16 protein-coding genes and 2 pseudogenes are annotated in these 14,015 nt (G+C 37.2%); 12 read left to right on the top strand and 6 right to left on the bottom strand.

Annotated features, from left to right (window positions below; translation table 11 throughout):
- Position 1 precedes the first annotated feature (1 nt).
- From ACZ5N5_RS05815 to ACZ5N5_RS05800, 4 genes are all read left to right on the top strand, one after another.
- Complete coding sequence (locus tag ACZ5N5_RS05815; RefSeq protein WP_464373419.1) at positions 2-781, top strand: helix-turn-helix domain-containing protein; 780 nt, start codon at positions 2-4, stop codon at positions 779-781.
- Positions 782-971: 190 nt separating this feature from the next.
- Positions 972-1,289 (top strand): ArsR/SmtB family transcription factor, encoded by a 318-nt coding sequence (locus ACZ5N5_RS05810; RefSeq protein ID WP_464373418.1) that lies wholly within the window; start codon positions 972-974, stop codon positions 1,287-1,289.
- Positions 1,282-1,740 (top strand): SRPBCC family protein, encoded by a 459-nt coding sequence (locus tag ACZ5N5_RS05805; protein WP_054788701.1) that lies wholly within the window; start codon positions 1,282-1,284, stop codon positions 1,738-1,740. Before ACZ5N5_RS05810 ends, ACZ5N5_RS05805 begins: the two co-directional genes overlap by 8 nt.
- Positions 1,741-1,802: 62 nt before the next feature.
- A complete protein-coding gene (locus ACZ5N5_RS05800) occupies positions 1,803-2,591 on the top strand; it encodes an alpha/beta fold hydrolase (protein WP_464373417.1) in 789 nt (262 codons plus the stop codon).
- Between the two features lie 115 nt (positions 2,592-2,706).
- Here the strand turns inward: ACZ5N5_RS05800 and ACZ5N5_RS05795 are convergent, their stop codons facing one another.
- On the bottom strand, positions 2,707-3,357 hold the full coding sequence (locus ACZ5N5_RS05795; protein WP_464373416.1) for a hypothetical protein: 651 nt from the start codon (positions 3,355-3,357) through the stop codon (positions 2,707-2,709).
- 216 nt (positions 3,358-3,573) lie between these two features.
- Here ACZ5N5_RS05795 and ACZ5N5_RS05790 point away from each other — a divergent pair, with 216 nt between their 5' ends.
- The 5 genes from ACZ5N5_RS05790 (at position 3,574) to ACZ5N5_RS05770 (ending at position 6,963) form a co-directional block, all read left to right on the top strand.
- Positions 3,574-4,050 (top strand): DinB family protein, encoded by a 477-nt coding sequence (locus tag ACZ5N5_RS05790; RefSeq protein WP_054788699.1) that lies wholly within the window; start codon positions 3,574-3,576, stop codon positions 4,048-4,050.
- 116 nt (positions 4,051-4,166) lie between these two features.
- Positions 4,167-4,952, top strand: coding sequence for a MerR family transcriptional regulator (locus tag ACZ5N5_RS05785; RefSeq protein WP_464367441.1), 786 nt, complete (start codon positions 4,167-4,169; stop codon positions 4,950-4,952).
- Positions 4,953-5,097: 145 nt separating this feature from the next.
- Positions 5,098-5,952 (top strand): ABC transporter ATP-binding protein, encoded by an 855-nt coding sequence (locus ACZ5N5_RS05780; RefSeq protein ID WP_054788696.1) that lies wholly within the window; start codon positions 5,098-5,100, stop codon positions 5,950-5,952.
- Positions 5,945-6,598, top strand: a complete 654-nt coding sequence (locus tag ACZ5N5_RS05775) for an ABC-2 transporter permease (RefSeq protein WP_464373415.1) — start codon at positions 5,945-5,947, stop codon at positions 6,596-6,598. The genes ACZ5N5_RS05780 and ACZ5N5_RS05775 overlap by 8 nt, the downstream gene beginning before the upstream one ends.
- On the top strand, positions 6,598-6,963 hold the full coding sequence (locus ACZ5N5_RS05770) for a GntR family transcriptional regulator (RefSeq protein ID WP_464373414.1): 366 nt from the start codon (positions 6,598-6,600) through the stop codon (positions 6,961-6,963). Before ACZ5N5_RS05775 ends, ACZ5N5_RS05770 begins: the two co-directional genes overlap by 1 nt.
- A gap of 117 nt (positions 6,964-7,080) precedes the next feature.
- Here the strand turns inward: ACZ5N5_RS05770 and ACZ5N5_RS05765 are convergent, their stop codons facing one another.
- Both ACZ5N5_RS05765 and ACZ5N5_RS05760 read right to left on the bottom strand, forming a co-directional pair.
- Positions 7,081-7,539 (bottom strand): helix-turn-helix domain-containing protein, encoded by a 459-nt coding sequence (locus ACZ5N5_RS05765; RefSeq protein WP_464373413.1) that lies wholly within the window; start codon positions 7,537-7,539, stop codon positions 7,081-7,083.
- A gap of 270 nt (positions 7,540-7,809) precedes the next feature.
- The gene (locus tag ACZ5N5_RS05760) at positions 7,810-8,316 is read right to left on the bottom strand and encodes a hypothetical protein (RefSeq protein ID WP_054788695.1); all 507 of its coding nucleotides are present in this window, start codon (positions 8,314-8,316) and stop codon (positions 7,810-7,812) included.
- A gap of 189 nt (positions 8,317-8,505) precedes the next feature.
- Between ACZ5N5_RS05760 and ACZ5N5_RS05755 the strand changes: the two are divergent.
- Positions 8,506-8,707 (top strand): annotated as a pseudogene (locus ACZ5N5_RS05755) (DinB family protein); the annotation flags it as partial.
- 430 nt (positions 8,708-9,137) lie between these two features.
- On the opposite strand, the gene ACZ5N5_RS05750 reads toward ACZ5N5_RS05755, so the two are convergent.
- Positions 9,138-9,377, bottom strand: coding sequence for a hypothetical protein (locus ACZ5N5_RS05750; protein ID WP_054788721.1), 240 nt, complete (start codon positions 9,375-9,377; stop codon positions 9,138-9,140).
- Between the two features lie 97 nt (positions 9,378-9,474).
- Positions 9,475-10,356 carry an AraC family transcriptional regulator gene (locus ACZ5N5_RS05745; RefSeq protein WP_464373752.1) on the bottom strand — a complete coding sequence of 294 codons (882 nt, stop codon included), beginning with the start codon at positions 10,354-10,356 and terminating at the stop codon, positions 9,475-9,477.
- Positions 10,357-10,465: 109 nt separating this feature from the next.
- Here ACZ5N5_RS05745 and ACZ5N5_RS05740 point away from each other — a divergent pair, with 109 nt between their 5' ends.
- Positions 10,466-11,386 (top strand): EamA family transporter, encoded by a 921-nt coding sequence (locus ACZ5N5_RS05740; protein WP_464373412.1) that lies wholly within the window; start codon positions 10,466-10,468, stop codon positions 11,384-11,386.
- 302 nt (positions 11,387-11,688) lie between these two features.
- On the opposite strand, the gene xerA is transcribed toward ACZ5N5_RS05740, so the two are convergent.
- Positions 11,689-12,531, bottom strand: coding sequence for a site-specific tyrosine recombinase/integron integrase (gene xerA / locus ACZ5N5_RS05735; protein WP_464373411.1), 843 nt, complete (start codon positions 12,529-12,531; stop codon positions 11,689-11,691).
- A 354-nt stretch (positions 12,532-12,885) separates the two neighbouring features.
- On the opposite strand from xerA, the pseudogene ACZ5N5_RS05730 reads away from it, so the two are divergent.
- Positions 12,886-14,014, top strand: a pseudogene (locus ACZ5N5_RS05730) (IS4 family transposase).
- The last annotated feature ends 1 nt before the right edge of the window (position 14,015 follow it).

Here is a 14,015-nt window from a genome sequence, read left to right as displayed (position 1 = left end):
TTTGGACAAATTTATTTATAAAAAAAATGCTGGTATTACCGCATTGTCAGCAAGCATTTCTGAATTTTCCTATAAAAAACATTCCCATAAGGAATATGCGATGGGGGTTACCTTACGTGGTATTCAACATTTTCACATGGACGGTAGCTTGCAATTGTCCTATCAAAATGGGGTGATGCTATTTAATCCAGAACAGGCACATGACGGAATGGCCCATGATGAAACAGGACTAGATTACGTTATGCTATACATTGATCCTGCACTGCTCTATGAAGTAACGGAAAAGAAGGATTTGATTCATTTTTCCACCCCTGTGGTCTATGATGTGAATATCCAACAAAAAATACTGCGTCTATCTCATGCGATTTTAAATGAAAAAGATGAGGCGTTATGTAGTGAATGGTTCCTATCTTTGACAGATAGTCTTATGATGCGAAATAACCTTGCTGCAGATACGAAAAAAGATAATGTGCTGATACGAAAAGCGAAGGAAATGCTTCATGCCAACATGGAAAATGTGCTAAAGCTTGATGAAATATGTAAAGAGCTTGGGCTATCGAAATTCCAGTTTATTCGATTATTCAAATCCCATACCGGTATTTCCCCTTATCAATACTTTCTTAACTGTAAGGTGGAGCGTGCCAAGGCATTAATTGAAGAACATCGTGATATTTATACAGCTGTTGCGGAATGTGGCTTTGTTGATTTAGCCCATTTAAATAAACATTTTAAGAGTGTTTATGGGACCACAGCATTGGAGTATATTTCGCATATGAATTGAACCTTTCCTTTTTATAAATTCCTTAGAACAAGATTACCTAATAAGATAAAAACTTAATAACTTTTTTAATCAGCCGCATTTTCCCAATGGATGAATGCGGCATTTGTCTGTTAGATGTGGCTTTTGCAGATTAGTATTGACATGCAGTCATATGGTTGCATATAATAAAATTATGGAAAAGATAGATGAGATGGACAAGGTATTTAAAGCGCTTGCTGACACCAATCGAAGAAAACTGCTTGATCAGCTTTTCGAAAAAAATGGGCAGACGCTAAACGAGCTATGCGGGCATTTGGATATGACCCGCCAATCAGTTACAAAGCACTTAACCATATTAGAGGAGGCGAACCTTATCATTGTTGAGTGGCAAGGAAGAAGTAAACTTCATTACTTGAATACTGCTCCTATTGGCGAAATTTATGGACGATGGGTTAAAAAATTCGAACATCATCGCATCGTATCATTGAATGAATTAAAAAATTGCTTGGAGGAGGAGAACCGTGAATAATTCTACATTTGTCTATGCGACTTATATCCGGACAACACCCGAAAAACTATGGAAAGCTTTAACTAGTAGTGAATTCACCAAACAATATTGGTTTGGTAAAGAACTGCAATCTGATTGGGAAGAAGGCTCAGCTGTTACCTTTCTGGACAAAAATAAACAAATCACAGACCAAGGCATCGTAATAAAGAGCGATCAGTATCACCTCCTTTCTTACACGCTAAAATGTGTGCAAGATGCAACAGAATACCAAGTCATGCCGAAGGCGACTTTTGAACTGAAGCAAATGGGATCGATTGTGAAATTAACACTTAAACACGAATATCTTTCGGAAGGTGCGTTTAAAGATGAGGGCGAAGGATTTATAGGAATCAATAATGGATGGCCTGCTATAATGAGTAACTTGAAGAGCTTACTCGAAACCGAAAGGATACTGCCCGAAATTGTCCTTTAATATTTAGGATCAGGCCCTTCCCCTGTGACTAATTATAAAAAATAATCAAAAGGAGAAAAATTATGAAGAATGTAATTTCAAAAGATGGAACACGCATTGCTTATAACAAAATTGGAGCTGGGCCATCTCTAATTCTCGTAGATGGGGCAATGTGCTATAGCTCATCAGGTCCAATGGGCCCGCTCGCATCACAGTTGTCCAGGTGGTTTACCGTCTATACGTATGACCGTCGCGGTCGAGGTGAAAGCGGTGACACACAGCCATATGCGATTGAACGAGAAATAGAGGATATAAAAGCAATTATTGAAAAGACTGGTAGTTCCGTGTTTATGTATGGTATTTCGTCTGGAGCGGTATTGGCACTAAAAACAGCTGTGGCCCTTGGACATAACATTCAAAAGCTGGCGTTGTATGAACCACCCTTTACGTTCGGAGACGATGCCCGCAAGGAATCGGAAGCTTACACTAACTCGCTTAACGAATTACTTTCGGCTGATCGACGGGGTGACGCTGTAGAACTCTTCATGAAAAAGGTTGGCGTACCGTCCGAGGCGATCGCTGGTATGCGTCAGTCACCAATGTGGTCAACGTCGGAGGCTTTGGCACCTACGCTTGCATACGATAACGCCATTATGGGTGATAGCTCGGTCCCCATTGCTGATGCAGAGGCTGTCAAAATTCCTACCCTCGTGCTAGATGGTGGCAATAGTCCCGCATTTATGCACGAAGCAGCGGATACACTTACAAAGGCTTTGCCATTAGGTAGCCGGTCCACACTGGAAGGACAAACACATGACGTCGATCCGGAGGTGCTTGCTCCGAGCTTAAAAAGTTTTTTCATTGGAGACTAAACGAATGACTTCTCCTGATAAACGGAGGGGCGTCGTGCATTACATCATTTCAAGCCACTCCCGATGAGCAAGCTTGGCGTTCGGCTTGCTCTTTACCTCCAGATAATATCAGAGATTAAATGCCTAAATTTCTTTGCTTCCCTTTTGATCTTATAATAATATCTACGCCACTCACCTCACCTTCCATATAGTATGGAATATCTGATACATCCATATCAGTTTCTATCCTTATTTGTTTCGTTTCTTTCACGCCAAGCTTTATCTTATAAGGGGCATTGTTATTCATAAGGGAGAACATTGGTGGATCATCGTCTTCATTAAATTCAACCGTAAATGGAACCTCATGATTGCTATAGTTTATAAAGGATAGCTCACATTCTCCATGTACAGTTTCCCCGCTTTTCATTTCAAAGCTACACTCACTTTCTTCAGCCGCGTAGGAAACGGCATATATCCCTGTTGCAAAGTTCTCTTGATAGAAACTAACCATAAACCCCGGAACAAAAATAAATAGCAAAAAAACAAGGAATCCGATTCTGCCACGATATTTCTTTAGTGAGTTCACCAACAAAAATAGACCTATAATTAGTAAAGCTAAAGAAAAAATTCCTACAGTATGAAGCCCATTAGCGAATCTAACAGGTATATTCCATGTCATAAAAATTACTTCCCCAAATGGATAGGAATGTGGGAAAGGAAAATTTAATAGGATAGCAATGAACAGAAAAACGAGTGAAATATAAAACATGGATTTGTTTTTAATCAATTTAATCCCCCTTCCGCTTTATACGACTCTTCTTCAAAAGAACGCCCCATTCTATTTACTAAATTATCCCTTATTTATACATTAATGGCAACCTCGTTGTAATAGTTTCTTTTCGAGAGGCATGGAAAACACTCTAATTAATATTGAATAAAAAGGAATTTAAAGCTTTTTGAAGAAGAAGTATAGATACGAAATTATGATAAGGAGGACGTCGTGATGTTAAAACTGTTTCAATATAACTGGCAAGTTCGTGAGGATTGGTTTACATGGTGTGAGGATGTTCCTGAAGAAGAATTATTAAAGAAACGAACAGGAGGAGTTGGCAGTATCCTTTACACTTTGTTTCACATTGTGGATGTGGAGTACAGTTGGATTTTAGGTCTAAAAGGTGAACCAGAGCCCGAGGAGCCACCTTTTGAAGCCTATGCCAGCCTAGCAAGAGTGAGGGAATTTTCAAAACTTTGCCACAAGGAAGTGAAACCTTTTGTTATATCTTGGACAAGCGAAATAGAATCTCAGACACTTTCAGAAACGAATTCTAGTGGAGAGACGATTAACTTTAAGTATGGAGAGATTATGCGTCATGTCATTGCTCACGAAATCCATCACATTGGTCAATTATCGGTATGGTCGCGTGAATTGGGGAAGGAGCCGGTGACTGCAAATTTAATTGGAAGAGGATTATTTGATTAATAAGTTGCCTTGTTATTAGGCGCTCATTTCTAGACAATAACATAAAATCTCAAAATGTCCTTGCTATTGACGTAACGTCAAGTGATATAGTTCAAAAGGAAAGGAAGTGAGGACAAATGACAATGGAGAAAAAATACTCTATTGGAGAATTTGCAAAACTAACAGGAATCACGGAACGTACACTGCGTCACTATGATCAGATTGGGCTGTTGAAGCCTTCTGAGTACACAGAACATGGACATCGGAAGTATAACAACCATTCCATTGCAGAGCTTCAAAAAATATTAATGCTAAAATTTTTGGATTTGTCACTGGAGGAAATTTCCGAATATCTTAAGCAACCTGAGCAGGATTTTTCGAAGATACTGGACCATCAGGCGAGGATGCTGGAAGAAAAACGAAAACAGATTGAAACGGTTTTACAAACCATTTCCCGTGTTCAAGGCACTGTTTCCGGGCCAGAATCCGTCGATCCTGATTCCCTACTCGTACTCATTCACGCCTTAAAAAATGAAGAGGAACGAAACCGCTGGATAAATGAGCATGCGGGCGACTCGGTGTATAATAAGCTACACTCGTACATTGTCCAGCTTGAATCAGATAAGGAAATGGCCACATGGAATAGTCAAATGAAGCGATTCATTCGAGAAGGAAGAAAACCGAGTGATCCTGAGGTGCTTGAACACACAGAAGCCATGGTGTCGATGATGAAGCCTTTAGTCGAGCCCCATCTAGACGATGAAGCAAAGAAGCAGCTCGCGAATAATGATGGTTCTTTCGAAGAGCTTCATCCTTATTTATTTCCTAGTGCTTTTACTAAAGAAGAGGAAAAGTTTATGGAGAAGGTTATGGATGAACTGATTAGCAGGAAGATAAACCTTAGTCAGCATGATAGATCCTAACGTTAACCTAATATTTTTAAGAAGTGGGCGCTTATTCGTATAAAGGATAGCGCCCACTTCGCAATTTTAGGGTTATAAATTTATTGACAACCATCCTCACATTTGTTACATTGTGCATATACGATATACACAAAGGGGATGCCATATGATTGCTTTAGAAGTGAAGGACTTAAACAAAAAGTATCCAGATTTTCATTTAAAGGATGTATCCTTTCAACTGGAAAAGGGTTATATTATGGGCTTTATTGGTGCCAATGGTGCAGGAAAAACAACCACTATTAAATCGATCTTGAATATGATTCATCTCGATAGTGGAGAAATACATATTCTCGGTAAGAATATGGTCGAACATGAGCTAGAATTGAAACAGGACATCGGGGTCGCCGTTGGTGGCATGAATTTCTATACGAGAAGCAAAATCAAGACATTGACCAATAGGATTAAGAAGTTCTATAAGAATTGGGATGAGGTGACCTATCGCAACTGTTTGAGGAAATTCAAGTTAGACGAGAACAAGAAAATTATCGAATTGTCGGAGGGAATGAAAATAAAATACAGCTTATCTCTTGCTCTGTCCCATGGCGCGAAGCTTCTCATCCTTGACGAACCGACAAGCGGACTGGATCCGGTTGCTAGAGACAATCTGTTGGATATTTTTCAAGAACTCGTAGTAGATGGAGAGATCAGTATTCTTTTCTCTACCCATATCACATCTGATTTGGAGAAATGCGCCGATTTTATTACGTTTATCGAAAATGGCCAAATCATTCAAAGCATGGAAAAAGAAGAATTTAAGGAGTCCTATCGCCTGTTGAACGGTAACGAAAGCCAGCTAAGCCAAGTAAAAGAAAAGCTGATTTCCTACAAAATCAATTCATTCGGCTTTACAGGATTGATCCACCTCAAGGATTTCGACCCGTCCTCCGATATGAAAGCAACCGTACCGACCTTGGAGGAAATTATGATTTTCTTCGCGAAAAGGGAGGATATATATGTATAATTTAGTGATGAAGGACTTTAAATTAGGTATCAATCCTTGGTTTCTGGCAATGCCTTTTTTATTAGGTGCCTTAATGCTTATTCCCGGATGGATTTATTTATTAGTTCCTCAGTATTTTTTTTGGATATCGGTACCGAATATTTTTGGTCAATTTAAAGCACAGAATGACCTGATGCTTACCATGACATTGCCTGTATCCAAAAAAGACAAGGTGAAGGCAAGGGTAATCGTGATGGTTATCTTGGAATTATTGCATATTGGGGTTGCCATGATCTTTGGTTTGTTCACGATTCACTTATACCCGAATGTGGACTACCTTTTCTTCGCTCCACATATGGGCTTTTGGGGAGTCTGTTTTGTGATGCTTGGAATCTTCAACATTATTTTTATACCAATGTTTTACAAAACGGCGTATAAATATGGTGCTGCGATGATTGCATCTGTTGTGGCTACTTTACTTTTTTCTATAGGTGTACAATGGTTGGCAATCCAGAATTCTTTCATATTTGATACGTTTAATGGTACTGGTGCTGATCATACGATGCTTCAACTAACGATTCTACTTGTAGGAATTGCAATATTTGCAGTATTCACTATTGTATCCTACAATATAGCCATTAAACGATTTGAGAAAGTGGATATTTAATGAAAATAGATATTTCAAACACATCTGAAAAACCAATCTATCAGCAACTTTTTGAACAAATTAGCGCCCAAATTCTTATGGGTGAGATAGACCAAGGCTATAACTTACCACCAATACGACAAGCAGCCAAGGAACTACGTGTTAGTATTATTACCATAAAAAAAGCTTGGGAAGAGCTCGAACGATGTGGTTTGATTTATACGATAACTGGTAAAGGGTGTTTTGTATCCGAACTATCCTCCGATGATAAGCTTCAAAAACGTAATGACATGATTAGGAAGCAAATGAGGAAAGATGTTTCCTACTATAAATCCTTTGGGTTGACTATGGATGAAATCATTAATCTGTTAAAAGAGATTAATTAACAGCATTTAAAATGTTTCCATTGCGCTCTCCAGCTTTTTCTCCGGGTAGATGAAATACCCGGAGATATTCTTTAAGGTGAATTATATTCCTTTATATAGGAGAAGCATATTTTAGCTTCATTCATCGATATATTTCTTTTTCAGGCTATCTGAACCAATGCCACCGATGACCATTAAAGCTAATGGCAAAAAGTTAGATATGATTTTCGGCAGACCATCTGGAATCATAATAGTTGAACCAAAAAAATGATGTAAACCTAAGATCAGTAGTTTGAGGACTAATAAAAACACTCCTAGTAAAAATACACCATCAAAAAACGCCTTCCATTTTGGGTGCGCCAATTGCTTACTATCTTGAATTACTTTTTCCTTCAATTCTTCATCACTCCTTAATAATTCATCAATGGTGATACCGAATAAATCACTTAAATCGATAATCACTTCGATACTGGGATAGTTCCTACCAGTTTCCCATTTTGAAACGGATTGGCGACTAACATGTATTTTTTCAGCGAGATCTACTTGTGACCAACCTCTATTTTCCCTCTCTTTTTTCAACTTTTCGCCAAAAAACATGTTATCCTCTCCCTTTCTCTTCCAATCCCAGTATGATAGGAGTGAGTCATTAAAGTAAAGATCGTTATACGCGCATCAAGGCGCAACCTCTGGTTACCCCTCTTTCATTTCTCTCTTTTCAGGCATTCTGGCCCGATTATGAGACATCTTTATTTTATATGAAATGATTTTATTGTAAAGGGACAAATTTAGCTAACACACTTTACCATGCAGAGATAGAACATTATCTGTTTGATTTTTTTCATACCATCTGACCTATTAATGAAAATTTTATCTTTTTTCTGGTAAAACGATGGGAGGTTTTGTTGAAAAGATAAAGATCGTTAAAATGATACAAGCAAGGAGTGCCAAGTGAAAAATAGTGTGGAGAGTATTCGGCACTATTCCGTTCATAACAGGGAAGAAAGCATGGGTATCTCCAAACATAATCTGGTATCTTTCAACTTTCTCCTCCGCACCAATTCCAAATAAATACGGAATCCACCATGACATAATTGCTCCGAATAAAATACATGATGGATGTACGATCAACCAAATCCTTACCCAAATCGGATATCTTTTTCCTATAAAAAGAAAAACCCCACCTATTAAAAGCAATATTTGAACAACGCCAATCATTGTTACTGCTAACGTTTCGTTCAAAGACTGTACGGAAGCAATAGCTTGAATGTCATTGAATGGCCCCAATGGAACTAAATCCTGTACGATCATGAACAGCAATATCATAGCATAACCAAAGATTAGTAATCTCTCAGAAAAACGAATAGTTCTTTTCATCCTCCCACTCCCCATCCCTATACTCGTACTAGCCTGAATACTTTCATTTTAGTTGCTTTTTGGCTTAATGATAATAAACTTTAGAAGTATTTAAGCTAGGGCTTGAGGCTTAGCCTTTTCTTATATGTGAGGGAGATAGGTGTATTCGATGTCATTGAAAGGGCTTCCCTAAAAGGAAATTATGTAGGAAATGACTTGGATAAGAAGATTTCCCCCGAACATCCTCAATTTGGGCGTTTAGATACTCATCTTTCCGAATTGGTTCAGCATGTTGTTAACCACGGCACATATCATCGCGGAAGTCTTACGGCAATGATACGTCAACAAGGTTATTCAAGTGTACCCTACTGATTATGTTTTCTATCTTTATGAAATCAGCTCCACGAAATAGTTTTTTCCTAAACTTTTATCCGGAAGATAATTATTTTGCCGATTTTCATTAGACTCTCAGACAATCCTTTACTAAATACTTTTTTAGAGGGGATAATTCCTTTTTTCTTATAGATAACTTTTTCCTTTTCGGCTGACATGCCAATGTCACCTACAACGACATGATCCTTCCTGATTTTATTTAGCTTTTCGTTACATGAATATCCTCTTGTGACGGAGAAGGGTCTTATCAAGAGCAAACTACTAAAAATCCATTAACATCAATACTTTTACTTTAAATCAAACGGAAAAATACAATGTAATTGTTAGAAGACAATGGATTACAGGCAATAAGAATGAACCATAAATAAAAAACCTAACTCCTCTTTATATTTTATCGGGGAATTAGGCTTTTTATCTGCAAAAATCGCGCCCTATTCTGGAATAAGGTGCTACTGTTCACAATCACACTCATATTCCTTGAATTTATATTCCTTATACAGTATTAATTTCCTAAAATCACTTGTAGCTGACTCGTAAACTTTGACTACGGGAGCAACGTCTCGTTCAGCAAAACCCTTTACTTGCTGATCTGTATCGACAGAAGAATCTAAAATATACTCATTCATATCTTCGTATAAATCATTATGTTCGCAAACATCATACGTAACCGCGACATAACTTTTTGACATCATAGACACCTACCTTACCTGTTATGGTTTCTGCCATTATAGCGCCCTTTAACGGAAGACTTGAAATCAATATAACCTTTCTCCTTTTCCTCACTACTTAAGCCTTAAGAAGCTCCTTTTTATAGGCAAGTGGAGTCATATTCATTCTCTTACGGAACTTACTAATAAAATAACTCGTACTATTAAATCCGACTTCATAGGCAACTTCTGTCACATTAGAGTCAGGTTGCTGAATAAGGACTAAACTCTTCTGGATCCGATAGTCTGTGACGTAATTTAATGGTGTTTTTCTAAGTGTTTTTTTGAAATACCTGCAACATTCAGATCGACTTAATTGACCAGATCTTGCAATATCGTCTAACATGATTTTTTCTCCATAGTGCAGATGTATATAGTTCAACATTTGCTTCATCCGACTTTGTTTTACTACTTCTCCTTCGTCATACTCTAACGGCAGGCCATTTATAATAAGTTCTTTCCACATTTGATTAATCGACATAAACGTATCAAGTTCAAAGTGTGGTGACTCTTCTTGAATCAAAAGCTGAATGTTAAGGATAGAATTCAAAATGTTTTTTTGCCAGGAATGCTTTGTTCCAATAAATAGATAAGGGAAGTTTGTCGCTTTGATATAAGGATATACATACGTCATGTATAGTTCGTTTGGCAGGACAAAATATGGTGCAACATTTAAACAAATATAGACACAGCCTGATTGTTGGTTATCTTCGGCCATGTGCAGCCGACCACTATTTATAAACAGTCCCTCTCCCTCACTAATTACAATTTTTTCTTCATTAATTTGAAAAGTTCCTTCTCCTTTCGTAACATGAACAAATTGTAATTCATCGTGCCAATGAAGTGGAATATAGCCATTTACATTTTTGGAAATTGTCGTTTCATAACAAGCTATTGGTAACTCAATGGTACGGTGATTAGTCAGTTCTTTTAACTTTTCGTCTAATTTAAAATCTTTTATCTGCAAATTACCACCTCAAAATAATTATACTTTTTCATCCAATTTAACTATTATTATCGTCACTTTTTAACTATTATAACATTATCGTTATATTATTGAGGTGGTATTAATGATAAAAGGACATACAAAAAATAAAGGCTTGATTCTCGTTATAATAGGAGCCATTTTTTGGGGAGTAGGGGGAACAGTTTCACAAAAACTCTTTCAAGATTACTCTATTCATGTAAATTGGCTAGTAACCGTTCGGTTGCTCATAGCTGGCATTTTACTTTTGACTGTTCAATGCGTTAGGAAAGGTTACTTCCACATCATTAGTATTTGGAGGAATAAAAAAACTGCTGTACAGATGATCATTTTTGGATTACTTGGCATGCTGGCGGTTCAATACACCTATATGGCTTCCATTAATCATGGGAATGCTGCTGTTGCTACTCTTTTACAATATCTTGCTCCTGTTATGATCATCGTTTACCTACTCTTACGTAAACTGACCATCTTCACTAAACAAGATCTAATGACTGTTACTCTTGCTCTACTTGGCACCTTTTTATTACTTACAAACGGAGCCATTTCCGGATTATCCGTACCTGTAATCTCTATTTTTTGGGGCATATTATCTGGGGTAGCTTTAGCTTTTTATACGCTATATGCTATTCCTTTACTTAAAGAATTTGATTCCCTTGTTGTTGTTGGATGGGCCATGGCCATCGGAGGAGTTACATTAAGTTTTATCCACCCTCCCTGGCAAGCGGACTTTTCAAACTTTACAGCTGAAATATATATGTATCTAATTTTTGTAATTATATTTGGCACTATGTTTGCATTTTGGTTTTACATTGAAAGTCTACAGTACCTTTCACCTAAAGAGACAAGTCTAATTGGTAACTTAGAACCCCTTTCAGCAGTATTAACCATGGTCGTCTGGTTAGGAGAACCCTTTGGCTTTTTTCAATGGTTGGGTATGGCTTGTATCATTGGTGTGACTCTATTACTAGCATTTAATAAAAAAGCTTCTTATGAAAACAATTAGAGAAAAATCAAATCCATCAAAGCTGACTAAACAATCCTATGCTTTGATGGATTTTGTTCACCTAAAGTCTTATACTAAAAGGCTGAAGACTATCTTTAATCCTTTTCCCTTTGAACTTATAAATCCCTCTTGTTGCTCTATTATATTTATTTCATTATCTCGAATTCAAGTCTTTCATAATCTGGCCCTATTCATGAATAGCGCTTATTTATAGTTCAATTACATGCTTCCCACACTAATCTCCCATTAATTTTAACATAAAAGGTAATATTTAGAATATATTGAATAAAAAAGCACAACCTTTAAAAATACTTACTATAGAAATCATGTCTTAATTTACCACTGAGATGAGCGTAAATTCTTGTTGTTTCACTCTTTTCATGACCAAGAAGGCTTTGAATTATTTCAAGTGGGGCGCCATTGTCTACCATATGTGTGGCAAAACTGTGCCGTAATTGATGTGGGTGAATCGTTTTTTTGATTCCAGCACGATTAGAAATACGTTTAACTATGTGTCTCAAAGTATCTATACTCATACGTCTTATAGGTTTACGCTCAGTGACAAATAAACAAGGTTGATTATCTTCACGTTCCTCTAGATACCTTTTTAACCAAATGGCACAACGTATATTAAAATAAACTTCTCTTTCCTTATCGCCTTTCCCATGCACAATCACCGAGTTTCCAGTGAAATTAATATCATCTCTATTTAATTTAGCAACTTCTCCAATCCGACAGCCCGTCGAATAAAAAAATTCAAACAAAGCATTTTCCATCGGTGTATGACATCCCTCACGAAGGTGTTCAATCTCATGTTTGGTAAGAAACTTTGGAATTCGCTTGCCTAACTTAGGTTCTTTTAATTTCGCAGCTGGATTTTTCAAAATATAACCTTCCTCATGGGTCCATTTAAACAACGACCTAATAAATCGTATACGATGTCCTAAACTAGATGGTTTTAAATGTTCTCCAGCTTCAACCAAGTATTGTTTCAAATTTTCTGTTGTAATATCGCCTATTCTAATATCTCCAAAATAACGTTTTAAAAGGTTACATTGGAAACCATACATCTTCAAAGTAAGAGAAGAATAACCTTCAATTCTTTTATCAGAGTGGTACTTGTCCCATGCTTCAGACAACAACATTTTTTTCACGCTCCCATACTATGAATCAATTAACTTGATTCCAGTATGATCTGCTTAAACATCCTTTATTCAACAATCGAAATGTATAATAAAATATATTCCTATAATAATGGTAAAAACACACAGATTAGACGCCTATCTATATTCAAGATAAGCGCCCGATTCCATAATATTTATTTTGCGTTAACTCAACTTTCGCACCTAGAAAAACTTAATAAAATCAATAAGCTCAAGTACTTGTAGCTACTGTAGTAGGTTGCTTGACACAGATTTTAAACATGAAAAAACACCTTTCCGTTTGGTATAGTTGATTTGTCTAGAATCACTACCAAAACAGAAGAGGTGTCTCCTACCATGATAGCGAATAATGACCCGAATAAGCAACTGCCAACTGAAATAAAATCTGTATTTAAAGAATTAGGTGTTCTAAAACATTTGCGTAACGCTGGAATTACCAAGTCTTTTGGCATTTCTAGTGCTATTATTTTTCAATTAATCTTTCGTCTCATCTTTGAACATAAAAATTGGTTTCGTATGCTGGATAGTAAGAAGTCCGCAGATCTTCCGGCGAAAGATACGGTTTATCGCTTTTTAAACAAGTCTACTTTTAATTGGCGGCGTTTTCTGCTTGCCTTGGCTTCTTCTGTCATTTCAAAAGTATCTGCCTTTACGAGTCATCGTCGTCCTAAAGTATTTATCATCGATGATTCCTCTTATGACCGGAATAGAAGCAAAAAAGTAGAGTTATTAGCCCGGTGTTTTGATCATGCTTCTCAAAAGATGAGGTTTTATAAAGGGTTCCGCATGTTAACTTTGGGATGGTCCGATGGCGCAACTTTTATGCCTGTAGACTTCTCTTTATTAAGTTCGAAAAAGCATCAGATCAATGGTATTTCTAAAGACATCGATAAGCGCAGTTCTGGATATAAACGTCGCCAGGAAGCCTTACAAACCGCACCGGAACAAATTCCGGGTATGCTTCAGCGTGCCATGAATGCCGGGATAGATGCTTCTTATGTGTTAATGGATTCCTGGTTTACCCAACCGCCTCTGATCAAAGACATCAAAGAACAAGGACTTGATGTGGTTGGCATGGATCTATGGGATGCGCTGGGATATTGAAGTCTTTTTCAAGACAACCAAATCGCTTTTGAATCTACAAAAAGAGTTCCAAAGCCGGTCTTATGATGCCCTTATCAGCCATACCACGATTGTATTTACAAGGTATATCGTGCTTTCTTGGCAAAACCGTTGTAACTCGGATGATCGAACACTAGGCGGCTTATTTTATGAATTATGTGATGAAATTGATGAACTGGATTGGGCTGTTGCTTTACAGCAATTAATCGAGATGCTTGATGATGTCATCCAGCATACCAATAAAGCAATACAAAAATTAATCAAAAATCAAGTACAGCAATGGGTGGCAGGTTTACCTAACTATATCAAGGGTTACATGTCTATTTCAGTGTGCGAAAGTTGAG

The sequence above is a fragment of the Gracilibacillus sp. JCM 18966 genome (genome assembly GCF_055392695.1).
Note: the sequence above shows the minus strand (reverse complement) of the source record. Positions and strands in the feature narration are given on the sequence as shown.

Bases quoted from the DNA above. Each gene is read 5' to 3' on its own strand.
- ACZ5N5_RS05800 (WP_464373417.1), top strand. From the start codon at position 1,803: ATGAAGAATGTAATTTCAAAAGATGGAACACGCATTGCTTATAACAAA.
- ACZ5N5_RS05760 (WP_054788695.1), bottom strand. From the start codon at position 8,316: ATGAAAAGAACTATTCGTTTTTCTGAGAGATTACTAATCTTTGGTTAT.
- ACZ5N5_RS05790 (WP_054788699.1), top strand. From the start codon at position 3,574: ATGTTAAAACTGTTTCAATATAACTGGCAAGTTCGTGAGGATTGGTTT.
- ACZ5N5_RS05785 (WP_464367441.1), top strand. From the start codon at position 4,167: ATGACAATGGAGAAAAAATACTCTATTGGAGAATTTGCAAAACTAACA.
- ACZ5N5_RS05770 (WP_464373414.1), top strand. From the start codon at position 6,598: ATGAAAATAGATATTTCAAACACATCTGAAAAACCAATCTATCAGCAA.
- ACZ5N5_RS05810 (WP_464373418.1), top strand. From the start codon at position 972: ATGGACAAGGTATTTAAAGCGCTTGCTGACACCAATCGAAGAAAACTG.
- ACZ5N5_RS05765 (WP_464373413.1), bottom strand. From the start codon at position 7,539: ATGTTTTTTGGCGAAAAGTTGAAAAAAGAGAGGGAAAATAGAGGTTGG.
- ACZ5N5_RS05750 (WP_054788721.1), bottom strand. From the start codon at position 9,377: ATGTCAAAAAGTTATGTCGCGGTTACGTATGATGTTTGCGAACATAAT.
- ACZ5N5_RS05780 (WP_054788696.1), top strand. From the start codon at position 5,098: ATGATTGCTTTAGAAGTGAAGGACTTAAACAAAAAGTATCCAGATTTT.
- ACZ5N5_RS05775 (WP_464373415.1), top strand. From the start codon at position 5,945: ATGTATAATTTAGTGATGAAGGACTTTAAATTAGGTATCAATCCTTGG.
- xerA (WP_464373411.1), bottom strand. From the start codon at position 12,531: ATGTTGTTGTCTGAAGCATGGGACAAGTACCACTCTGATAAAAGAATT.
- ACZ5N5_RS05740 (WP_464373412.1), top strand. From the start codon at position 10,466: ATGATAAAAGGACATACAAAAAATAAAGGCTTGATTCTCGTTATAATA.